Origin of the sequence: Arthrobacter cupressi (assembly GCF_900099975.1) — a bacterium.
In the GTDB taxonomy this organism is placed as follows: domain Bacteria; phylum Actinomycetota; class Actinomycetes; order Actinomycetales; family Micrococcaceae; genus Arthrobacter; species Arthrobacter cupressi.
In genome coordinates, this window is the sequence record NZ_FNEI01000002.1 from 114,056 (window position 1) to 136,523 (window position 22,468).

The window sequence follows — 22,468 nt, forward strand, 5'->3', positions numbered from 1 at the left end:
TGTGATGTCAAGCACCACGCAGAAGCGCGCCACCCGGAAGTCCCCGGCCGAGCGCGCCGCCGAAATCACCGAAGCCGCCCGCGGAATCGCCCTGGAGCAGGGCCTCTCCGCCATCACGCTGCGCAATGTCGCCTCCCGGGTGGGGGTGGCATCGGGCCTCGTTGCGCACTACCAGCCGAACGTCGATGCCCTCGTGGCCGGGACGTTCACGGCGATCGTGGCGGCTGAAACCGAGGAGGTGGCGGGCATGCTCGCGGCCCTTCCGGGGCCGGTGGAGCGCCTGGCTTTCCTGCTCGGCACCCTCATGGACGGCAGCCGGCTCGACGTCACCGCCGTGTGGGTGGAGGCCTGGACCCTCGGCCGCCGGAACGAAGCCCTCGCCGGGTGCGTCCGCGAACAGATGGACGCCTGGCAGGCCGTGCTGCAGCGCGTGGTGGAGGACGGCGTGGCCGGCGGCCACTTTGACACCGGCGATCTTGAAGCAGGAGGCGCCGCCTCGCTCGCCTGGCAGATCCTGGGCATGATCGACGGCCTCACCGCCCAGTCCCTGGTGCGCTGGGGCGGGGTCAGCGACCGCGGCACGCACCTGGCCCGCGCCGTCGAAGGCATGGTGGGCGCCGTCCGGGGTTCGCTTCAGCCGTCAGCCGGCTGAACCAGCCCAACTATTGGGCACCCGCCCCGCTTGGCAAGGCGGGTTTCCGGGCAGGGCGCGCCAAGAAATGGGCTGCTTCAGCCGGCCAGCTGCACGCTCGCGCCGTCGAACCAGCGGTGCACCGGCCCGGCGCCGGGATCGCGGACGACGGCGTCCAGCAGCTCAATGGCCGCCGCACCGTACTCGCGGGGCGCGAGGTCGATGGCACTGATGAGCGGATTGCCGGTTTCCAGTGCCGCGGCGCCTGCGAAGGAGGCGATGTCCAGATCCTTGCCCACCGTGAGGCCGCGGCTTTCGAGGACGAGCTGGCTCTGCGCCGCATGCCCCTGCGCCCCGCAGACCAGCGCGTCGGCGTGTCCGGCATCCACGGCGGAGGCGACCGCGGAGACGAGGTCGCGCGGGGTGGCGTTGCCCTCCACCTCGTGGACCCGCGGCTCGATGCCGTGGCGCCGGCACCAATCCAGGTAGGTGTTGAGGGTGTCCACCGCCCAGGAGGAGGAAATCGCATCGTCGACGGCGAGCAGCGCCGGGCGCTTGCGGCCGCGGCTGAGCAGGTGGTCCAGGACCTGGAGCTGCAGCTCGGTGTGATGGGCTTCCAGGGTGCCGAGGACGCGCTCCTCGCCCGGCCCGGTGTAGCGTCCGACGGACACCGTGGGGATCCCGTCGTCGAGCAGGGCCGCCACCAGGGGTTCGCCGGGGGAGGGGTCGATTGCGATTACGCCGTCCACGTGGAAGGCCCGCTGCGGGGTGAGGCCGCGCGCGAAGAGGGTCACGTCATAGTCGGCGGCGGCCGCGCCCTCGGTGACCCCGAAGGCGAAGTCCATGTAGAAAGCCAGGCTGCGGGCGATGGGCGGGATGTACAGGCCGATGGTCCCCACCCGGCTGACCCGCAGGCTGCGCGCCGCACGGTTGGCCACGTAGCCCAGGCGGTCAGCCGTCTCGCGGATCAGGGCCCGTTTCTCCTCGGAGATCCTGCCGCTTCCGCCCAAGGCGCTGGAGACGGTGGTCTTCGAAAGCCCGAGCTCGCGCGCGATGTCCATGATGGTTGCCCGGGTTCTCGCCATGCCCTCATCCTAAATGCGCCCGGCGCCGGACGGCGGCCTCCAGCAGCCCGCCTGGTGTTTCCGCGGTCTCTTGACAACCGCGCTGTGACGTCCCACACTTTTATTTGCGGGAACGTTCCCGCAAATCCGCAAAAACACCCCAATCTCCAAAACCCAGACCCGCCCGCCTCCGGCCAACGACGCCCCGGAAGAATGGATTTCCCCATGTCCCTGTCCGCCCCAGCTCCGGACTACCTGAACCCGCCCGGCCGCAAGAGCACCCCGGAACGCCGGGCCCGCCTCCGTCGGGCGATCTTCGCCTTTGACGTGCTCATCCTGCTCGCCCCGCCCATGCATTGGTTCTTCAGCGGCGGCCAGTCCGCCTTCTGGTACTTCCTGGCGTCCAATGCCTTGGTGACCCTGTCCCTCTTCGCCCTCTGGAAGACCATCGGCACGGAAGAGGTGACGGCATGAACATGGCCATCGGCTACGGCGCCATCCTCGCCTTCACCGTGCTCGTGGTCGTGGTCATGAACCGCGCCCGCCGTGGCGACGCCACCATGAGCGACTACGCCACCGGCGGTCGTTCCTTCAGCTCCTGGTTCGGCACCATGGCCTTCCTCAACACTTGGCTGGCCGGTACTGTGTTCGTGGCCTTCGCCGGGCTGACCGCCAGCGGGGGAGTGATCGGCATGTACTCGCTGTCCTACTCGCTGCTCAGCGTGGTGCTGATGTTCTTCCTCGGCACCCCTGTGAACAAGTGGGGCCGCACCCACGACCTCCGCACCCAGGCAGACCTGCTCGGCCTGCGCTACAACTCCCGCTCCGTGCGCGTCATCGCCGCAATCATCGGCGTGCTGGCCTCCGTTCCCTGGGTGGTGCTCGGCATGCAGTCCCTGGGCCTGGTGTTCTCCACGCTCTCCTTCGGGCAGGTCTCCCCGTACCTGGCCGTGGTGATCGGCGTGCTGTTCATCGCCGCCCGGCAGATCTGGACCGTCAAGCTGGGCACCCGCGGCCTGATTATCAGCGACATGGTGCAGGGCCTCTTCGCCTACGGCATCGGCTTCCTGGTGATCGTGGGCATGCTGGTGTGGCTGATCAACAACGGCCACGGCTTCGGCGCCATGGCCCCTGCCCTGCTCGAACTGCCCGGCCCCGGCAGCCCCGCCGGACCGCTCTACGTGTTCTCCCTGATCTTCACCGGCATGATGGGCGCCTGGTGCTGGCCCGACTTGTTCGTGCGCATGTTCAGCGTGCGCACCCCGCGCACCGTGCAGAAGTCCGCGGTGCAGGCCGCTCCGCTGATGTTCATCTTCTCCGCCGCGCTCACCACCGTGTCCCTGCTCGCCTCCAGCGTCCCCGGCGTCTCCGAGGCGCCGGATACGGTCTGGTTCATCATGGCCGGCATCGGCGGTGCGGGCCTGGTGGCCGTGGCCGGGGTGTGCGTGGTGGCCGCGACCATGGGCAACGTGGGCGCCAACCTCCAGGCCCTCGGCACCCAGATCGCCAACGACATCGTCGGCGCCCGCAGCCACCACCGGGTGGAATCCGCCAAGGGCGCCAAGATCGCCGTCGCCGCCGTCACCCTGGTCTCCGCGGCCGTGGCACTGTTCACGGCCCACCAGGTGTCCGGCCTGATCGCCATCGCCTTCGTGTCCTACCAGGCCATCTGCCAGCTGGCCCCGACCCTGCTCCTGGGCATCTTCTGGCGCCGGGGCACAGCCGCCGCGGCCAACGCGGCCATGGTCTCCGGCATCCTGGTGGCCGCGGTCCTGGAAATCATGTACCCCAGCCCGCTGTCCATCCCGTGGCTCGGAGGGCTCACCTCCGGCGTGGCCGGGTTGATCGTGAACCTCGCCGTGTACCTGGCGGTCTCGCTCCTGAAACCGGCGACGGCGGCAGAACAGCACCGCGTGGACGCTCTCTTCGATGACCTCAAGACCAAGACGCCCGTCAGCCAAGGAGCACCCTCGTGACGACACCGGCGGACACCCTGATCCTCGCCGCCCGCATCCACACCCTCGACCCCGAAACGTTTGACCCGGCAGCGCCGGCGGCCACCGCCGTCGCCGTCAAGGACGGCCGGATCGCCGCCGTCGGGAGTCCCGCCGACCTGGAGGCGTACCGCGGCCCGGACACCACAGTGCTGGACTACGGGGACGCCACGATCGTGCCCGGCCTCAACGACAGCCACACCCACGTGGTCTTCGGCCTTGAACTGGCCCGCGGCGCGCAGCTGACGGACCTCGGTTTCGCCGAGGTGCAACGGATCGTGGGAGGGGCCGCGCGCACCACCGGGCCCGGCGAGTGGGTGACCGGCTGGGGATTGGACCCCAACCTGTTCACGGATACCGGCTTCAACGGCCGCCTGTTCGACGACGCCACCGGCCAGGTGCCGATGTTCCTGCGGATGCGGGACGGCCACTCGGCCGTGGTCAACTCCGCGGCGCTCGCCGCCGCCGGGATCACCGGGCCGGTGGACTTCCCGGACGAGTCCGCGGTGGGCGTCGACGGCGACGGCCGGCCCACCGGGTACCTCGTCGAGTTCAGCGCCATGGACCTGGCCACGAAAGTCATGCCGCAGGAGGACCTGGCCGGCCGTGCCCGAAGGCTCGGCGAACTGCTCAAGGCGATGGCCGCCGTCGGGATCACCTCCACGCACGTGATGGACTTCGTGGACGGGTCCGCTGAACTGCTCACCCGGCTGGAGGCCGACGGCGAGCTGCCGCTGCGGCTGCGCTTCTCGCCCATGGCCAACGCCGGGGCATCGCTGGCCGAGCTCGAGGACATCGCGGCGTTGCAGGGCACCGGCGGGCGGCGCTGGGTGGTGGAGGGCGTGAAGTTCTTCATTGACGGCACCATCGACAACGGCTCCGCCTGGCTGGAACACCCGGACGTCTACGGCGAGAACACGGAGTCCGTGTGGACGGACCCGGCGGATTTCCAGAAGGCGCTGCGCTTCTTCGTGGAGCGCGGCATCCCTACTGCCACCCACGCCATCGGGGACCAGGGCGTGCGCTACGTGCTGGAAGCCCTCGAGGCCGCAGGCGAGGCCCGGAAGCTCGCGGCGCACCGGATCGAGCACATCGAGACCATCCCGGACGAACTGGTGGAACGCTTCGCCGAGCTCGGGGTGGCGGCCAGCATGCAGCCCATCCACGGCACCCACCACACGAAGGCGGACCGCAGCGACAACTGGTCGGTGCGGCTCGGCGAGGAGCGTGCTGCCCGCGGCTGGCGCTGCCGGGACCTGCGCGAGGCCGGGGTCACCGTGGCGCTCGGTTCGGACTGGCCCATCACGCCCTACGACCCGCGCGCCATGATGGCCGATTCCATCCTGCGCCGCCCCGTGGAGCGTCCGGGCACCGCCCCCGTGCAGCCTGAACAGGCGCTCACTCCCCTCATGGCATTGGAGGGCTACACCACCCACGCGGCCGCGGCGGCCGGGCTCAGCGCGGTGGCCGGGTCCATCACGGTGGGCAAGCGGGCCGACTTCACGGTCTTCGCCCGCGACCCCCTGGCCGTGGGTCCGGAGGAGCTGGCCCGCACCGCGGTGGTGGCGACACTCCTGGACGGGGTGCCGGTGGGCTGACGGCAGCGTGCCATCATGGCCCCATGACCTTTGCGAATGTGGGAACCCTGGGAACCAAGGCCGGCCAACGTGACGCGCTCGTGGAAATCCTGCTCCGGCCCAAGCCTGAGCTGCGGGATGTCGGGTGCCTGCTGTACGAGGTAGGAATCAACGAGGACGTCCCGGATACCGTGTTTGTCTGCGAGCTCTGGGAGTCCGCCGAAGCGCACCAGGACTCCCTGAAACTGGAGGGCGTCCAGGCCGCGATCAGCGAGGCGGCGCCGCTGCTCTCCGGAGACAACGGCGGCCACCGCTTTACCGTGCTGGGCTCGCCGCTCCGCACGGACGGCACGCGCCAGTCGCGGCATTCTCTCTAGCATCACACAACTGAAGAGAACGACGGCGGGCCCCTCCCGCCGTCGTTCTCTTTTCGTCAGGTTCCGGTTCAGACCGTCCGTACCCGCCGTGGGCCGGCTGGTCGCGGTTCTGGCTAGTCGCGGGCCGGAGTAGCAGCCGGGGCCGCGTGCAGCACCGAGTGGAAGTGGCTTCGGGACATTTCGCCGAACTCGTAGGCCGTCTCGGCGTGTTCGGAGAGGTCCACGCCGACGGTCTCGGCCTCGTGGCTGACGCGGAAGCCGAGGGTCTTGTTGATGGCCAGGCCGATGGCCGCGGTCATGCCCACCGAGACCACCAGGGTGATCACCACTGCGGTGGTCTGTGCGATCAGCTGCTGGAGGCCGCCGCCGTAGAAGAGGCCGCCGCCCACGCCGTCCACGGGCAGGGCGATGAAGCCAAGGGCGAGGGTACCGATCAGGCCGGCGCCCAGGTGAACGCCCACCACGTCGAGGGAGTCATCGAAGCCGAACTTGTATTTCAGGTCCACGAACACGGCGCAGGCCGCACCCGCCACCAAGCCGAGACCCAGGGCGGCGGCCGGGCTGATGTTGGCGCAGGACGGGGTGATGGCCACCAGGCCGGCAACGACGCCGGACGCGGCACCCAGGGAGGTGGGGTGGCCGTGGCGGACCTTCTCAGTGACCAGCCAGCCGATCATCGCGGCGGCCGGTGCCAGCATGGTGTTGACCCAGATCAGGCCTGCCTGCTCGGCGGTGGTGGCGGCGCCGCCGTTGAAGCCGAACCAGCCGAACCACAGCAGGGCCGCGCCGAGCATGATGAAGGGGATGTTGTGCGGGCGGTGGTTGGGGTCCTTGCCGAAGCCGTGGCGCTTGCCCAGGATCAGGGCCAGGACGAATGCCGCGGCACCCGAGCTGATCTCCACGACCGTGCCGCCGGCGAAGTCGATGACCTGGCCGAACACCTGGGTGAGTGCGCCGCCGGCACTCATCAGCCCGCCGCCCCACACCATGTAGGCGAGCGGGCAGTAGACCAGGGTGACCCACACCGGAACGAAGACCGCCCAGGAGCTGAACTTGGCACGGTCCGCGATCGCGCCGCTGATCAGGGCGACGGTGATGATCGCGAAGGTGGCGCTGTAGCCCACCTTGATGAGGTCGGGGGAGTCGATGAGGTTGCTCAGGCCGAAGTGGGCGAAAGGGTTGCCGAACAGGCCGAGGAAGCCCTCGCCGCCAATCATCGAATAGCCCCAAAGCGCCCAGATCGCGCCGACGATCGCGGCCGAGAGGAAACTCATCATGATCATGTTCAGGGAGGACTTGGCACGCGTCATGCCGCCGTAGAAGAGGCCAAGTGCCGGGGTCATCATGAGAGTGAGGGCTGCCGCCACCATCATCCAAATCTGTTCCGCAGTGATGTGCACGTGCGTGTCCCTTCTCCGTCAGAAGTCCGTCCCGGGGAGGCTGCTGCTCCCGTTTGTTCCCCGGATCAATGGTTCAGGGCTCGTGTTTCAGGAAATGTTGGAAAAAATTGCGGCCAAGTTACAGAATTCCGGGTTAGGTGAAGACCGCGTGTCGGCGATGTTTCAGCCATGTTTCAGCGTCCGTTTTCGCCGTGCTCCAGCGGCCCGCATGGTGTGACGTTTCCTCTGTGTAAACCCCGGCTCACCGGCCCTGCCGCCTCTGGCGCAGCGTCCGGGACGGGAGCAAACTTGCTGTGTGAAGCCGTTCCTGTTGCTTGCCTCCCGTGCCGAAGACGTTGCCGCGGAGGAGGAATACCGCTCCTACCTGCGCTTCGGCGGACTGGAAGAGTCGGAGCTCAGGCGCATCCGGCTCGAAGCCGGCCCGTTGCCGGACCTGGAGCTGTCCGACTATTCGGGCGTGATTGTGGGTGGCAGCCCCTTCACCTCCAGCGATCCCCCGGAGCACAAAAGCGAAACGCAGCACCGAGTGGAACGCGAACTCGCCGGGTTGCTGGACCGCATCGTGGCGCAGGACTTCCCGTTCTTGGGGGCCTGCTACGGGGTTGGCACGCTGGGCCGGCACCAGGGCGCCCTCATCGACCGCACCTACGGGGAAACCCTGGGCGGGGTGACCATCAAGCTGACGGCCGACGGCCTGCAGGATCCGCTGCTGACCGGTATGGACGAGCGCTTCGACGCGTTCGTCGGCCACAAGGAGGCCTGCACCGTGTTGCCCGGCAATGCTGTCCTGCTGGCCGGTTCGGCTGCGTGCCCGGTGCAGATGTTCCGGATCAAGCAGAACCTCTACGCCACCCAGTTCCATCCGGAGCTCGACGCCGACGGGCTCGCCCTGCGGATCAACACCTACCGGTACGCGGGCTACTTTCCGCCGGACGACGCAGGGCGGCTCATCATCGAGGCCCACAAACACACAGTCACCGAGCCGATGAAGCTGCTGCGGAATTTCGTGAGCCGCTACGCGAGGCTGCAATAGCCCGGAAGGCAGTGATAACTTGCCCGGCCACGACGGAGCCGGCCGTGCAGTCAGGCTGACTGCACGGCCGGCGTCGATCTGTGTTTCCAGTCGATCTACGTCTTCAGGTGGCTATCTTGCTCCCTTCCGCATGGGGTCGGGCCAATTGCCGATGAATGCATTGAGGCGATGGCTGCGGTCGTGAACGTCGATATGGTCTCTCATGGCTTCTCTCTCGACTGAGGCCTGTCCCTGCGCGATGTGGCGCAGGTGGTCGGTGCCTGCCTGGGCAGGGACGGCCTGCTCAGTCTGGAGAAGACCCCGGATCGAACGATGGTCCGGCTGCGGGAATCTGGGGGCCGTCATGGACGGCCGTGGTTCCCGTTGGTGGTGCCAGTGCCCGTTGATCAGGAAGATCCGCGGCACCATGGGCTGAACCGCCCTGTGGTCCGTTCGCTGCCCCGGCTTGGACCGGGGGCGCGGATGGAGGGAGCGGTTTGCCCGGCGGCGCACCCGCTGGAGGCGGTATTTCTGCGGTCGCCAACAACGCAGCGGGCACAAGGACCAGCATCTGCGGGATGAAACCGGGGCTCGAACCTGTGGTCGTTACCGGTGCGGCCTGGGCCTTTGGCGGAACCGCGATGGTACGGCGGAAAGCCGTGGCGGCAGCAAGCGCCGGTGGTCTGGCGCTGGACGCGGCGGCCTCGGAGCCGGGAGCCAGGGCCGGCGGCCTGGGTACAGCCAGCGTCGGCACCGGCAGCGTCGGTCCGTTCCCGACGGCGCGGTCAATCACGGGCGTCACGGCATCAATCACCTCGACGACAGGTGTTACGACGGCACCCGGCAGCTCATTGATGACTGCTTTCGGGATCCCGGTGAGGGGCGGGGGCAGCGAAACGGCAGGAGAGGGAATGGTGGGGACGGCCGGTAACGAGGACACGGCCGGAGGAACGGTGATGTCCGGCACCAGCTCCGGAGCAGGCACCAGGTCCGGGGTCGGAGCCAGGGCCGGAAGCAGGTCCAGGTCCGGAGCCGGCGAAACAGCCGGCAACGGAATGGTGGGGACGCCGGATATTGAGGGTTCCGCTGGAACCGGGGGCAAGAGATCACTGGCCTGCGACGGGCCGGCGAGCCACACCAGCCATATTAAAGCGCCAAGAAGGGCGGGAAGAGCGGAGCGAAGCAGGGAAATGCCGCTGTGCCCCAAGTACCTGGCCAAGACGCTCACCTCCCCGGCACGGCGTTTGGACGCTAGGTTACGCCGGTAGTCGTCGGCGTTCCATAGGAACAGAGTCACGCCTTGTGATGAGCTGCCGGCAACGATTCAGGCTGCCGGGAAGCCCGGCCCCGCACCCGGTAGCGGCGGATGCGGGGCCGCGCCACTCAGTGGACCGCCATGCTGGGGTCCAGCTGTTCGATGCCCTCCGGCGTCACGAGCACCACGCGGGCCGTGCGGATGTCGTAGAAGAGGCCGGTGGCCTGCAGCCGGCCGGCGGCCAGGGCGGGCCCGGTGACCGGATGCTCCCCGAGCTTGCGGAGCTGGACGGCCACGTTCACCATGCTGAGCGCGTCGAGGCGGCTGTACCCGGCGGCCTCGGCGGCCAGCGCCACGGGATGTCCCGCGATCAGTTCCCGGTAGCTCGGGCGTGCGTGGTCGAGCCAGGCATCGAACCCAGCACCCATCGCGGCATTCCCCGGGCCTTCGGCGTCGGCCAGCACGGCCTTCATGGCGCCGCAGTTGGAATGGCCGCAGACCACCACGGAGTCGACCGACAGCCCCTTGACCGCGAAGGACAACGCCGAATCGATCGAGGCGTCATGGTGGTCGCTGCACACCACGTTGCCGATGTTCCGCAGCGTCAGCAGATCGCCGGGGCCGCTGCTGGTCATCAGGTTCGGATTGATTCGGGAATCGACGCAGGCGACAAAGAGCGTGTCCGGGGCCTGCTGTTCCGCCAGGTCCTGCACCAGGGGCTGGACCTTGTCCGCGTACCGCCGGTGGTACTTGTCGATCCCCAGAAGGATGGAGCGCAGCGGCGGCTGCCCGTCGTCGGACGTCCTGCCCGGCAGGACGGCGGGCGTCACGTCGTCGTGCCAGGAATTCCTGGGCGGAAGCGGGAATTCGCGCGGGTCCTGGCGCTGCGGTGTGCGGTCCGCGGCGTCCCGGAGTGCGGTGGAGCCGTGCTCCTCGAGGGCGACGAAGGCCCCCGACGCCCGGTGCTGCTCCTGCCATGCGAGCAGGGCTTCCCGGAAGGCGTGGTCGAGGTAGTCGGCGTTGACTTCCACGACCGCGTTCTGCCCTTCCGGCACGGAATGGAGGACGCGGTTGAGCCGGGGGAGTGCGAGGAAGCTGCAGGATCCGGCGATTGTGATGCGCCAGGGGAGGGTCCCGGCCGGCGGCCGGTGGGCGTGGATCTGGGGCCGGAGCACCCGCCAAAGCACGCAAAGCGCGGCGAGGGCGAGCCCGATGATGACCCCGTCGAGGAGGTTGAGGAATACGACGCAGCCCAGGGTGACTACGTAGACCAGGAGGTCCCCGGTGTGGTGGCTGGTCCTGATGTCGGCCACCTTGATGAGCTTGGCCCCGATCACCAGGAGCAGCCCGGCGAGGACGGAGAGCGGGATGAGCTGGATCAGGCCGGCGAACAGCACCGAAAACACCAGGACCCAGATTCCGTGCAGGACGGCGGAGGCCCGGCTTGCCGCGCCCGCCTCCACGTTGGTGGCGCTGCGGACGATCACGCCGGTCACCGGGAGCCCGCCGAGCATGCCGGAGACCACGTTCGCCGAGCCCTGCCCGATGAGTTCGCGGTTGAAGTTGGTCCGCGGACCCGAGTGCATCTTGTCGACCGCGACTGCGGAGAGCAGGGACTCGATGCTCGCGATCAGCGCCACGGTGACTACGGCCATGGCGGCCGCGCTCCACTTGCCGTCCGGCAGGGCGGGGAGGGCGACGGCGTCGAACAGTGAACCGCTGAAGCTGATCCGCTCGACGGCCGGCGCAACCGCCACGGACAACGCGGTGATGAGGACGACGGCGGCGAGCGGCCCGGGAACCTTCCGGACGGCGGCGGGCAGGAACTTCCAGCCGAGCAGAACGGCGACGACGGCGAGCCCCAGCAGGGCCGAGTGCAGTTCGAGGTTGGTGATCGCCACGGGCAGGGCAGTGAGGTTTTCGACGGCGGACCCGGCAGCACGGCCGCCGAAGAGCACGTGTAGCTGCTGCAGGATGATCGTGATGCCGATGCCGGCCAGCATGGCCTTCACCACCACGGGGGACACGGCAAGTGCCGCGCGTCCCACCCGGCTGACACCCAGCAGGAACTGCACGACGCCGGCCGCGGCGGTGATCGCGCACGTTACCTGCCAGCCGAATTCCGCCACGAGCCCGGCGACGACGACGGTGAGCCCGGCCGCGGGGCCGCTCACCTGCAGCACGGAGCCGCCCAGGCTGCCGGCCACGATGCCGCCGACCGCTGCGGCGATCAGCCCCGCCATGACGGGGGCACCCGAGGCGGCGGCGATCCCCAGGGACAGGGGAAGGGCCACCAGGAAAACGACCAGGGATGCAGGAAAATCGGCACCCAGGGAACTCAGCCAGGAGGGCCTGCGCCCCCGGCCCCCGGCGGTGCCGGGTTTCTGCTGCGGCGGGCTGTGGGCGTCGTTGGCGACGGCGGCGGTCTCTGATGAATGTGGCATGGTTTTCCTTGGTTCGGGAATAGTTGCCCATTAACTCAAGGAAATTTACGGCGTTAGTAACAACATTCTGTGACGCTTATAACAAAATCTGTAAATAACTGACTTCGCACAATGAAAAAGAGGAACTTTCAGCCGGGCGGCTGCGTTGGTGAGGTTGCGCGTGCGCCGCCCGGCCGGAAGTCAGGCGCGGGCTTGCAGCCCCGGCACCGTGTCCACGATGTCGAAGGAGGCCCTGGTCCGCACCTCGGATCCAGCAGTGCTGACGTAGTCCAGCACGCGGAAGTCGGCCCGCATGGAGTCCTTCGTGATCTTCGTGTTCACGTAGCCGCGCTGGTCGTTGTAGAACTTCAGGTGCTGATTCCAGGCCATCGTGACGTCCGTGGCGGTGGCGCTTCCGTTGCCGCCGGAAGTGATGGAACTGCAGACCAGTTCCGAACCCACCACGGGGGAGTCCGGGTTCTTGTAGTCCACCTTCAGGTCGCCGGCCCAGTGCCGGTGCACGTCGCCGGTGAGGACGACGGCGTTGCGCACCCCGGCGTCCACCCAGCCCTGGGTGATGCGGCGGCGGGAGGCGGCGTAGCCGTCCCAGCCGTCCATCGAAACGTCGTCGACGTCCAGTGCCTGGGCGCGATCACGCTCGGCGAAGAACACCTGCTGGCCGAGCACGTCCCAGCGGGCCTCGGAGGCCTTGAAGCCGTCCAGGAGCCACTTTTCCTGTTCAGCGCCGGTGATGCTGCGGTTCTCGTCGAAGCGTTCCATGATGTTCTTCTTCCAGCCGTCGCCGGCCAGCTGGTCGTCGCGGTATTGCCGGGTGTCCATCATGTGGAAGTTGGCCAGGCGGCCCCACTGGACGCGGCGGTAGATGGTCATGTCCGCGCCAGAGGGCAGTGCGGACGGCCGCAGGGGCATGTTCTCGTAGTAGGCCTGGAAGGCGGCCGCCCGGCGCTGGCGGAAATGCGCGGCCGTGTCGTTCAGCTGGGCCGGGTCCTGGTTTTCCGGGATCTCGTCAGCCCAGTTGTTGTCCACCTCGTGGTCATCCCAGACCACCAGCCACGGCGCGATCGCGTGCGCGGCCTGGAGGTCGGCGTCGGCCTTGTACTGGGCGTGGCGCTGGCGGTAATTCTCCAAGGTGACCGTTTCCGGGCCGTCGTGGTCGCGGACGTTGCCGCCGCCCACCACATAGGAATCCTTCTTGTATTCGTACTGGTAGTCGCCCAGGTGCAGCACCAGGTCCGGCTGGTCCTCGGCCATGCTCTTGTAGGCGGTGAAGAATCCGTGCTCGTACTGGGCACAGCTGGCGAAGGCCATGGCCAGGGCCGCGGGCATCTCGTGCGGTGCCGGGCTGGTGAGGGTGCGGCCCACCGGGCTGATGTAGCGGCCCGAGCGGAAACGGTAGAAGTACTCGCGGCCGGGCTGCAGACCGCGTAATTCCACGTGCACCGAGTGCGCAGAGCCGATCGAAGCGATGGCCACGCCGCGCTTGACCACGCGTGCCATCCGCTCGTCCTCGGCGACTTCCCATTCCACCGGGACATCGCGGGACGGCATGCCGCCCAGGCCGTCGTCGGCCAGCGGATCAACGGCCAGGCGGGTCCAGATGACGAAGCCGTCCGGCCACGGCTCGCCCGAGGCGATGCCCAGGCTGAACGGGTCCGTACGGAGCCCTGCCAAGGACGGGACGGCGGCGTTGCTGACTCCGGGAACTGCGACGACAAGGCCGGCGCCAAGGCCGGCGGTGAGCAGGGACCTGCGTGAAATAGTCATGCTTGTCACGCTAGGTGTCACGTTTTGAAAGGGTTTGAAGGCCTTGTGAATACAAGCTGAACTGTCGCTGTTGCGCACAAAGGACCGGCGCCCCTTTGGGTAGGGGGACGCCGGTCCTGTGAAGGTGCGCCTAGGCCGCCACCGCTCCCAGCCGCTCCAGCAGCAGCGAGCATGCGCTGGGAATCGGCTGGATGATCTCCGCGGAGGTTGTTTCCGCCAGGCGCCGCGCCGTCTCGCTGAGCGGACCGCCCGCGATGATCACCGCCTCCGCGCCGTCCAGTGTGGTGGAATCCCCGACGGCGGCGGCCAGTTCCCGGTACTGCTGTTCGGGATCCGCTGCGAGCACCAAGGGTTCGGACGCGGTGAGCCGGACCCCGCTGAAGGCTTCCGACTTCCCGTGCGAGCCAACCAGTGCTGCCAGCGAATCCGCCAGCAGCGGGGTGCTGGTGGCCATCCCGAAGCGGCGGCCGCCCCGGGATGCCTGGTGGATGGATCCCTGGCCGATGCCGAGCACCGCAATGCCCCGTTCGCTGAGCTCCAGTTCCAGGGCCTCCCGTCCCGGGTCGCCGATGGCGGAGACGATCACCGCCGCGACAGCACCGCCGTCGGGCCCCGCCAGGTAGTCCAGCACCGCGGTGCGGACGTGCGCCGCCGAAGCTGCCAGCGACTCCGGGTCGATGATCATCGCCGGGCCGTCGGCCGCGGTGAGCCCGACGACGTCGAGCCGCTGCGGCGCGAGGGCCTCCCGGGCCAGCTCGGCCATCATGGCGGTGGTGCGGGTGTTGCTGTTCGGGTTGACCAGCAGCACCGTGCCGCGGGCCGCGCTGGAGGCGGACTCAGTGCCCATAGATTGCTGCCTCCTCGTCGCCGGATGTCTCGCCGTCCTCTTCCATCGGCTTGCCGAAGGTTTCCGGCGGGAACTGCACGGCGACGGCGAGCACGATGAACAGGATGGCGAGGGTGGTGAACATGCCGCCCAGGCCCGCGGAGTCGAAGATGGCGCCGGAGATCAGCGGGAACAGGCCGCCCGAGAGCGAGCCCGCGGCCAGGATGATCGAGGTGCCGAAGCCGCGGGTACGGGTGGGGTAGAGCTCGGGGGCGAAGAGCCAGATGGTGGTGTTCAGGATGATCACGGCGAAGTTGAACAGGACGCCGAAGATGATGACCAGGGTGATGTTGCTTGCCAGGAACGCCATGGACAGGCCGGCGGCGCAGCCCAGGATGGCAGCCCCGGTGAGGACCTTCTTGCGCGCCAACCGGCTGGCGAGGAATGCCGCCGTCGCCGCACCTAGCAGGGAGCCCGACTGCATGATGAGGGTGAACCACAGGCTGGTCTTCACCTCGAAGCCCTGGGCGACCAGGATGGTGGGCATCAGGGTGAGCATCGAAATCTGGGCCGCATAGGACATGCAGACGGCGATGCACAGCAGCACGGTGCGCTTGAGCAGCTTGCCGCGCAACGCGTCCTTCCAGTGGCCGGTGGACTTGGCTTCGACGGGGTCCGGGGCGGCGGTGATGAACTGCTCGGGATCGTGGATGGGGCCGGAGAGCTTGCCGCGGGCAAGGCGCGTGATGACCATGTTGGCTTCGTCGAGCCGGCCCTTGGAAGCGAGGAAGCGCGGCGTCTCGGGGACGAAGCGGCGGAAGAACATCACCAGCAGGGCCGGAATGAACAGCAGGCCGAACACCCAGCGCCACTTGTCCGGGCCGTCGAAGAGGGTGAAGACGAGGATGCCGAAGGCCGGCGCGAGCATGTTGCCCAGGCCCGCTGCCGTGACGTTGATGAGGCCGACGGCGGTGCCGCGGTGCTTTGCCGCGAAGAATTCGGCCATCATGATGACCGCGACGGCGATCTCGCCGCCCAGGCCGAAGCCGACGATGAAGCGGCCCGCAGCCAGGACGGGGTAGTTGGGTGCGACGGCGCACAGGAGCGAGCCGCCCGCGAAGATGATGAGGTTGATGACCAGCATTTGGCGGCGGCCATACTTGTCCACGATCAGGCCGGTGGCCAGGCGTCCGAGCGCGGTGGCCGTGAAGGTCATGGTGTTGAGCAGGCCGATCTCGGCGCCGCCCAGGCCCCACGCTTCACGCAGGACGGGGCCGGTGATGCCGACGGCGTTTTGTTCCAGGGCGTCGAAGAAGACGCCGAGGAGGATCATGAAGACGATGCTGCGGTGGGCGCCGGTGACGCCGATCCTCTGGTACGCGCCTTCGATTTGCTGCGCCAGGGAACCTGTGCGGGGGCCGGCGTCCGAGCCGTTGAGTGGCTTGGTGGCGGCTCCCGGGGATGCTTTTCTATCCACGGTGTGCTCCTTACTGAGCTCTGAAAGGGTTCGTCCGTGCCTCCGGACTTGTTCCATGATGCGAAAACTAGTTTTCACTCTGGGGGTGTGTGACTCAGGTTACATCTTGGGATCCCAAAAGTTCAATGGTTTGGCGGGAAACAAAATATGACCGCCGGCCCGCATGTGCGGGCCGGCGGTCACAGGGAGATTTCCGCGGAGCAGGCTACTTCTTCAAGAAGGCCAATAGGGCTTCGTTGATTTCCGCGCCGTGGGTCCAGAGCATGCCGTGCGGGGCGCCGTCGATCTCCACATACTCAGCCGACGGAAGCGCCCGGGAGAAGGGCCGGCCGGTGACGTCGATGGGCAGGATGTTGTCCGCGGTGCCGTGGACGATCAGGGCCGGGACGTCGATCTTGGGGATGTCCGCCCGGAAGTCCGTGGGCCAGGTGGGCTGGGCGGCCACGGAGGCGAAGGCCCCGGACTGGGCGGCCAAACCCCAGCTGGCCCGTAGGGCTTCCTCGCTGAGCCGCGGCGTGCCCAGAAAGGTGTCGCTGTTGTAGAAGTTCTTGAAGAACTCGGTGAAGAAGGCGTACCGGTCCGCCTTCACAGCGTCCAGGAGCCCGTCGAGCACGTCCTGCGGAACGCCGTCGGTGCCTTCCTCCGGGTCCAGCAGGTACGGCTCCAGCGAGCCGAGGAACGCGGCCTTGGCCACCCGCGCGGAACCGTAGTTGGAAATGTAGCGGGCCACCTCGCCGGTGCCCATGGAGAAGCCGACCAGCACGGCGTCGTTCACGTCGAGGGTGTCCAGCAGCGTCTTCAGGTCTGTGGCGAAGGTGTCGTAGTCGTATCCGGTGGTGGGCTTGCTGGATTTGCCGAAGCCCCGGCGGTCGTAAGTGATGACGCGGAATCCGGCATCCAGGAGGGCTGCGGTCTGCTTCTCCCACGAGGAGCCGTCCAGTGGATAGCCGTGGATCAGTACCACCGCCTGACCGCTTCCGTGGTCTTCGTAGTAGAGCTCGATGTCCGTACTGTTCTCGGTTCCGACAGTGACAAAAGCCATGGCAAAAGCATCCTTCCGGTGACGGTGACGATCGCTCCCCAGCGTAACCCGGCGAGGCGCCGTGGAGGGTCGCGCGCATCGCCCGGGATTTCCCCCTAGTTGCCCTCAGCAACCAGTCGTAAACTGTCCTTCGAAGCACTCACGGACGGGCGGTTTGATGCTCTGGAAACTCCTTGTTCAGTACCTGCGGCCGCATCAACGGCTGCTTATCGCCGTCGTCGTTTTCCAGCTGGCCCAGTCGATCGCCTCGCTCTACCTGCCCACCCTCAACGCCGACATCATCGACCACGGCGTGGCCACCGGCGATACCGGCTACATCCTGGGCACGGGCAGCTGGATGCTGCTCATCACCCTGGCCCAGATCGCCTGTTCCATCACCGCCGTGTACTTCGGGGCCAAGGCTGCCATGTCTCTCGGCCGGGACCTGCGCGATGCGATCTTTGCCCGGGTGGGGGAGTTTTCGGAACAGGAGGTTGCCTACTTCGGGGCACCCTCGCTCATCACCCGGACCACCAACGACGTCCAGCAGGTCCAGCAACTGGTCCTCATGACGTGCACGCTCCTGGTGGCGGCTCCGATCCTCAGCATCGGCGGCGTGGTCATGGCGATCAGGCAGGACGCCCAGCTATCCTGGCTCATCGCCGTCGCCGTCCCCGTGCTGCTGATCGCGGTGGGGCTGATCGTCTCGCGGATGGTGCCGCTGTTCCGCAAGATGCAGACCAGGATCGACACCGTCAACCGCGTGCTGCGCGAACAGCTGGCCGGCATCCGCGTGGTGCGGGCCTTCGTCCGTGAAGGCATGGAGACCGAACGCTTCGCCGCCGCCAACTCGGACGTCACCGAGTTGGCGCTGCGTGCCGGCCGGCTCATGGCTCTCATGTTCCCCGTGGTGATCCTCGTCCTGAACATTTCCAGCGTGGCAGTGATCTGGTTCGGCGCCTTCCGGATCGAGGACCGCTCCATGCAGGTGGGCACCCTCATCGCGTTCCTGAGCTACCTGATGCAGATCCTCATGTCCGTCATGATGGCCACCTTCATGGCGGTGATGATTCCGCGAGCCGCCGTGTCCGCGGACCGGATCGGGGAAGTCCTGCGGACCGAGTCGAGCGTGCGGCCGCCGCTGGACCCGGTGCTCAGCAGCGCCGGCCGCGGTGAACTGGAGCTCGTCGACGTCGGGTTCGCCTATCCGGGCGCCGAGCAGCCGGTGCTGGAGGGGATAAGCTTCACAGCCCGTGCCGGGCAGACCACGGCGATCATCGGCAGCACCGGCGCCGGCAAGACCACGCTCGTGAACCTGCTGCCCCGGCTATTCGACGCGGGCAGCGGCTCCGTGCGCCTGGACGGCGTCGACGTCCGGGAGCTGCATCCGGACCTCCTGTGGGGCCACATCGGCCTGGTGCCGCAGAAGCCCTACCTGTTCTCCGGCACCGTCCGCAGCAACCTGCTTTACGGAAAGCCCGACGCCGACGAGGACGAACTGTGGTCAGCGCTCGCCATCGCCCAGGCGCGCGACTTCGTCCAGGAGATGGACGGCGGCCTGGACGCACCCGTGTCGCAGGGCGGCACCAACCTCTCCGGCGGACAGCGCCAGCGGCTGGCGATCGCCCGGGCGCTGGTGAAACAGCCGGGACTCTACATTTTCGACGACTCCTTCTCGTCCCTGGACACCGCCACCGATGCCCGGCTCCGCCAGGCGCTCAAGCGCAGCACCGCCGGCGCCACCCTCGTGATCGTCGCCCAGCGCGTCTCCAGCATCATCGATGCCGAGCAGATCCTGGTGCTCGACGACGGCAGGATCGTCGGGCGCGGTACCCACCACTCGCTCCTGGAGACGTCCGAAACGTACCGTGAGATCGTCTCCTCCCAGCTCACGGCGGAGGAGGCGGCATGAGCGGCGCAGGCGGAACCCGTGGAACCCGGCCTGCCGCCGTCGGGCAATCGGGCTCAGCGCAGCCCCCGGCCGAGAACTCCAGCCTGGGCCGTCCGCAACGGCCGCCGATGGGGCCGGGGCGCGGCGGTCCCTTCGCCGGGATGAACATCCCGGCCGAAAAGGCACTCAACTTTCTGCCCTCGGCCAAGCGGCTCCTGGGCACCCTGCGGCCCGAGCGGCTGTGGCTGGTCCTCGTGCTGGTCCTGTCCGTGGCGAGCGTCGCCCTGCAGGTGCTCGGGCCCAGGCTGCTTGGCGAAGGCACCAACCTGATCTTCGCCGGCGTCGTCTCCAAGGACCTGCCCGCCGGGACCAGCAAGGAACAGCTCATCGCCGGCCTGCGCGCCTCGGGGGAGGACGCCCGGGCGGACATGCTCGGCCCCATGAAGCTGACACCGGGCCAGGGCGTCGACTTCACCGCCCTGTCGTCGGTGCTGCTCTGGGTGCTGGTGCTGTACGTGCTGGCCTCGGCGTTCGGCTGGATGCAGGCCTACATCCTCAACGGCGTGGTGCAGCGCACCGTCTACCGCCTGCGCGAAGACATCGAGGCGAAGATCAACCGCCTCCCGCTGCGCCACTTCGATTCCGTGAAACGCGGCGAACTGCTCAGCCGGGTCACCAACGACGTCGACAACATCTCGCAGAGCCTGCAGCAGTCCATCAGCCAGGCGGTCACTTCGCTGTTGACCGTGGCCGGCGTGATCTTCATGATGGTACTGCTCTCGCCGCTGCTGGCGCTGATCACCATGATCACTGTGCCGCTGACGCTGGTGACCACCATGCTGATCGCCAAGCGCTCGCAAAAGCTGTTCGTGGCGCAATGGAAGAACACCGGCGAGCTCAACGGCCAGATCGAGGAAAGCTACACCGGGCACGCGCTGGTGAAGGTCTTCGGCCGGCAGCGCGAAGTGGAGCAGCAATTCCGGGAGAAGAACGCCGAACTCTTCGCGGCCAGTTTCGGGGCCCAGTTCATCAGCGGCCTGATCATGCCCGCCCTGACCTTCATCGGCAACCTGGTCTACGTGGGAATCGCCGTGGTGGGCGGCCTGCAGGTGGCCGCGGGAGCCATGCAGCTCGGCGACGTCCAGGCCTTCATCCAGTACTCGCGCCAGTTCACCCAGCCCCTGGCGCAACTGGGATCCATGGCGAACCTGCTGCAGTCCGGAGTCGCGTCCGCCGAGCGCGTGTTCGAGCTGCTGGACACCGCGGAACAGGACCCGGATCCGGTGCCGGCCGAATCGCCGACGGCGGCGCGCGGCCGGCTGGTGTTCGAGAACGTCTCCTTCGCCTACTCGCCGGACAAGCCGCTGATCAAGGACCTGAGCCTGGTGGCAGAACCCGGGCAGACCATCGCGATCGTGGGGCCCACCGGGGCCGGCAAGACCACCCTGGTGAACCTCATGATGCGCTTCTACGAGCTGGACGCCGGGCGGATCACGCTCGACGGCGTGGACATCGCCACCATGCGCCGGGACGACGTGCGCGGGCGGATGGGTATGGTGCTGCAGGACACCTGGCTGTTCGGCGGCACCATCCGGGACAACATCGCCTATGGCCGGCCGGTCGCGTCCGAAGAGGACATCATGGAAGCCGCCGGTGCCGCCTACGTGGACCGCTTTGTGCACTCCCTGCCGGAGGGCTACGACACCGTGCTCGACGACGAAGGCGGCAACATTTCGGCCGGCGAGAAGCAGCTGCTCACCATCGCCCGGGCCTTCCTCGCCCGGCCTTCCGTACTGATCCTGGATGAAGCCACCAGTTCGGTGGACACCCGTACCGAGGTGCTGGTGCAGAACGCCATGCGGGCCCTGCGCTCGGAGCGCACCAGTTTCGTGATTGCGCACCGGCTGTCCACCATCCGCGACGCCGACCTCATCCTGGTCATGGAATCCGGGCAGATCGTGGAGCAGGGGAACCACGCCGGGCTGCTGGCCGCGGGCGGCGCCTACGCCCGGCTGTACGAGGCCCAGTTCGCGGCGCCGGCCGCGGAGGTCTGATCGGGGAGTTAACGAGAGCGGCGGCGGGAGGTAACCTCCCGCCGCCGGGCGCCGCGTTGGTCCCTTCCCAACGCTCGCAAGCTCGCGTCGGGGCCCTCGGGACGACGCTTATACCGGGGCCCCTCGGGGCCGCTTAGGCCGGGACCGACACGGTGAAGGTGTTGGGGCCGCTGGCGGTGACGGCGATCTTGCTGGTGCAGGTGTCGTGGCGGACCGAGAGCTCGTTCACGAGGGCGTCGAGGGTGTGGTGTACTGCGGTGCGGTCCCAGATCTTCAGGGTGACGGATTCGGCAGTTTCAAACGTCATTGTTCTTCGGCTTCCAATCATGAATTCGGTTGCCGGCCTCGCGCCAGTGCGGAGCCGGGTGGTGCTGATCCATGAACGCCCGAGCCTCGGGGCGGCTCTGCGAGCTCACCGCTTTGGCCACGTTGCGTCCAGCAGATGAAGGGATTGGCCGGGGGTGAACCCGGGCCAACTTTCCCATGGTGCCCGGCGCCGCCCCGGCGGCTCAATCGACTGGATCACAAGCCCGGGTGATCCTCATCACAGTAAGGGCTTACGGCTGCTCCGGCCGGGGAGTAGGGTCGGGGCCATGGACGGCAACTATGTGGCGACGTCGGACATCACCATCGCAGCGGACGCGGACCGGGTCTGGACGGTTCTCACGGATCCCGCCGCGGTCAAGGAATTCATGTTCGGGGCGGACGTGGAGACGGACTGGTCGCAGGGCAGCAGCATCACCTGGCGCGGCGAGTGGGAGGGCAAGGAGTACGCGGACCGGGGTGAGATCCTCGAAGTAGAGCCCGGACGCCGTTTGGTCATGACCCATTTCAGCCCCCTCGGCGGCCAGGAAGACAAGCCGGAAAACTACCACACGCTCACCTGGACGCTGGAGGACGAGGGCGGCGGCACCAAGCTGACCCTCTCGCAGGACAACAACGCCAGCCCCGAGGAAGCGGAGCACTCCAAGGGCATGTGGGACCAGCTCGTGGCGAGCGTGAAGGAGATCGCGGAGCGGGGGTAGGCTTCCGCCCCAGGCTTAGGCCTACGGCAGCCGCGAGGGCCGAAGCACCGTCGCCTCGCCGGCGCGCTCCGGATCCAGCGGCACAGGGCTGAACAGCACCGCCGGGCCGCGCTCCAGGGCGCCATCGGACAAGACCCGGCAACGGATGCCGCCGCGTCCACGCATCGCCTTGTGGGCGCCGGGCGCGAGCATCCGGTCCATCCAGGCGCAGGGATGCGCCGGCCTCCCCGCATGAAGTTGCACCAGCTCCCCGCCGGATTCCAGGGCGAAGTCGTGGCCGAGCAGGGGCGCCAGCTCTGCGCCGCGCAGGAAGATGTTGCGGCGGGTCAGGAAGGGGTCGAACGGGCCGGCGCCGAGTTCCGCGGCGATGGACTCGAGGGCCTCCACTGCGAAGACGGTGACGGCCGCATCCATGTGCGCCGCCTTGCCGAAGAAGCGGTCGCCCACAATTCCCTTGCCGGCCACAAGCTCCACGCGGCCGGCATCCGTGGATGGGACCTCGGCAGGCCCGTCCTTGGCACGGCCGAAATAGGCATGTTCCGGCGACACGAGAAGGTGCACTACCTCCACCTCGTAGCGGTACGTCATGGCCCAAATTATCCTCCGGGGCCCGAAGGGCTGCGAACCATTGACTCGCCTCACCGCCCGGCGTAACC

Annotated in this window: 18 protein-coding genes; 9 read left to right on the forward strand and 9 right to left on the reverse strand. The window is 68.0% G+C overall.

What is annotated here, in order from left to right; translation table 11 throughout:
* Nucleotides 1–4: 4 nt before the first annotated feature.
* Nucleotides 5–652, forward strand: a complete 648-nt coding sequence (locus tag BLP88_RS02950) for a TetR/AcrR family transcriptional regulator (protein ID WP_074586789.1) — start codon at nt 5–7, stop codon at nt 650–652.
* Nucleotides 653–729: 77 nt separating this feature from the next.
* Here BLP88_RS02950 and BLP88_RS02955 read toward each other — a convergent pair whose 3' ends face one another.
* The gene (locus BLP88_RS02955) at nt 730–1,716 is read right to left on the reverse strand and encodes a LacI family DNA-binding transcriptional regulator (protein WP_084110728.1); all 987 of its coding nucleotides are present in this window, start codon (nt 1,714–1,716) and stop codon (nt 730–732) included.
* A gap of 204 nt (nt 1,717–1,920) precedes the next feature.
* Between BLP88_RS02955 and BLP88_RS02960 the strand changes: the two genes are divergently transcribed.
* From BLP88_RS02960 to BLP88_RS02975, 4 genes are read left to right on the forward strand one after another with little or no spacing between them, the layout of a single operon-like run.
* On the forward strand, nt 1,921–2,169 hold the full coding sequence (locus BLP88_RS02960) for a hypothetical protein (RefSeq protein ID WP_074586790.1): 249 nt from the start codon (nt 1,921–1,923) through the stop codon (nt 2,167–2,169).
* The gene (locus BLP88_RS02965; RefSeq protein WP_084110730.1) at nt 2,166–3,671 is read left to right on the forward strand and encodes a sodium:solute symporter family protein; all 1,506 of its coding nucleotides are present in this window, start codon (nt 2,166–2,168) and stop codon (nt 3,669–3,671) included. Before BLP88_RS02960 ends, BLP88_RS02965 begins: the two co-directional genes overlap by 4 nt.
* Nucleotides 3,668–5,287, forward strand: a complete 1,620-nt coding sequence (locus BLP88_RS02970; RefSeq protein ID WP_074586792.1) for an amidohydrolase — start codon at nt 3,668–3,670, stop codon at nt 5,285–5,287. The genes BLP88_RS02965 and BLP88_RS02970 overlap by 4 nt, the downstream gene beginning before the upstream one ends.
* Nucleotides 5,288–5,310: 23 nt before the next feature.
* On the forward strand, nt 5,311–5,643 hold the full coding sequence (locus BLP88_RS02975; protein WP_074586793.1) for a putative quinol monooxygenase: 333 nt from the start codon (nt 5,311–5,313) through the stop codon (nt 5,641–5,643).
* 113 nt (nt 5,644–5,756) lie between these two features.
* On the opposite strand, the gene BLP88_RS02980 is transcribed toward BLP88_RS02975, so the two are convergent.
* Nucleotides 5,757–7,043, reverse strand: coding sequence for an ammonium transporter (locus BLP88_RS02980; protein WP_074586794.1), 1,287 nt, complete (start codon nt 7,041–7,043; stop codon nt 5,757–5,759).
* 295 nt (nt 7,044–7,338) lie between these two features.
* Between BLP88_RS02980 and BLP88_RS02985 the strand changes: the two genes are divergently transcribed.
* Nucleotides 7,339–8,076 carry a glutamine amidotransferase gene (locus BLP88_RS02985; protein ID WP_074586796.1) on the forward strand — a complete coding sequence of 246 codons (738 nt, stop codon included), beginning with the start codon at nt 7,339–7,341 and terminating at the stop codon, nt 8,074–8,076.
* A gap of 1,362 nt (nt 8,077–9,438) precedes the next feature.
* Here the strand turns inward: BLP88_RS02985 and BLP88_RS02995 are convergent.
* From BLP88_RS02995 to BLP88_RS03015, 5 genes are all read right to left on the reverse strand, one after another.
* Nucleotides 9,439–11,754 carry a SulP family inorganic anion transporter gene (locus BLP88_RS02995; RefSeq protein ID WP_074586798.1) on the reverse strand — a complete coding sequence of 772 codons (2,316 nt, stop codon included), beginning with the start codon at nt 11,752–11,754 and terminating at the stop codon, nt 9,439–9,441.
* Nucleotides 11,755–11,934: 180 nt separating this feature from the next.
* Nucleotides 11,935–13,518, reverse strand: a complete 1,584-nt coding sequence (locus tag BLP88_RS03000) for an alkaline phosphatase D family protein (protein WP_074586799.1) — start codon at nt 13,516–13,518, stop codon at nt 11,935–11,937.
* A 130-nt stretch (nt 13,519–13,648) separates the two neighbouring features.
* The gene (locus BLP88_RS03005; protein ID WP_074586801.1) at nt 13,649–14,365 is read right to left on the reverse strand and encodes an aspartate/glutamate racemase family protein; all 717 of its coding nucleotides are present in this window, start codon (nt 14,363–14,365) and stop codon (nt 13,649–13,651) included.
* Nucleotides 14,355–15,821: an MFS transporter gene (locus BLP88_RS03010; RefSeq protein WP_245679749.1), complete on the reverse strand. Its 1,467-nt coding sequence runs from the start codon at nt 15,819–15,821 to the stop codon at nt 14,355–14,357. Before BLP88_RS03010 ends, BLP88_RS03005 begins: the two co-directional genes overlap by 11 nt.
* Nucleotides 15,822–16,026: 205 nt before the next feature.
* Nucleotides 16,027–16,863: an alpha/beta fold hydrolase gene (locus BLP88_RS03015; RefSeq protein WP_074586802.1), complete on the reverse strand. Its 837-nt coding sequence runs from the start codon at nt 16,861–16,863 to the stop codon at nt 16,027–16,029.
* A gap of 157 nt (nt 16,864–17,020) precedes the next feature.
* Here BLP88_RS03015 and BLP88_RS03020 point away from each other — a divergent pair, with 157 nt between their 5' ends.
* Together BLP88_RS03020 and BLP88_RS03025 are read left to right on the forward strand one after the other, a co-directional pair.
* On the forward strand, nt 17,021–18,754 hold the full coding sequence (locus BLP88_RS03020) for an ABC transporter ATP-binding protein (RefSeq protein ID WP_074586803.1): 1,734 nt from the start codon (nt 17,021–17,023) through the stop codon (nt 18,752–18,754).
* Nucleotides 18,755–18,861: 107 nt separating this feature from the next.
* On the forward strand, nt 18,862–20,787 hold the full coding sequence (locus BLP88_RS03025; protein WP_074587184.1) for an ABC transporter ATP-binding protein: 1,926 nt from the start codon (nt 18,862–18,864) through the stop codon (nt 20,785–20,787).
* 133 nt (nt 20,788–20,920) lie between these two features.
* Here BLP88_RS03025 and BLP88_RS18890 read toward each other — a convergent pair whose 3' ends face one another.
* Nucleotides 20,921–21,094 (reverse strand): hypothetical protein, encoded by a 174-nt coding sequence (locus BLP88_RS18890; RefSeq protein WP_175453480.1) that lies wholly within the window; start codon nt 21,092–21,094, stop codon nt 20,921–20,923.
* Nucleotides 21,095–21,380: 286 nt separating this feature from the next.
* Between BLP88_RS18890 and BLP88_RS03030 the strand changes: the two genes are divergently transcribed.
* The gene (locus tag BLP88_RS03030; protein WP_074586804.1) at nt 21,381–21,812 is read left to right on the forward strand and encodes an SRPBCC domain-containing protein; all 432 of its coding nucleotides are present in this window, start codon (nt 21,381–21,383) and stop codon (nt 21,810–21,812) included.
* 21 nt (nt 21,813–21,833) lie between these two features.
* On the opposite strand, the gene BLP88_RS03035 is transcribed toward BLP88_RS03030, so the two are convergent.
* Nucleotides 21,834–22,400 carry an MOSC domain-containing protein gene (locus BLP88_RS03035; RefSeq protein WP_074586806.1) on the reverse strand — a complete coding sequence of 189 codons (567 nt, stop codon included), beginning with the start codon at nt 22,398–22,400 and terminating at the stop codon, nt 21,834–21,836.
* Nucleotides 22,401–22,468: the final 68 nt, after the last annotated feature.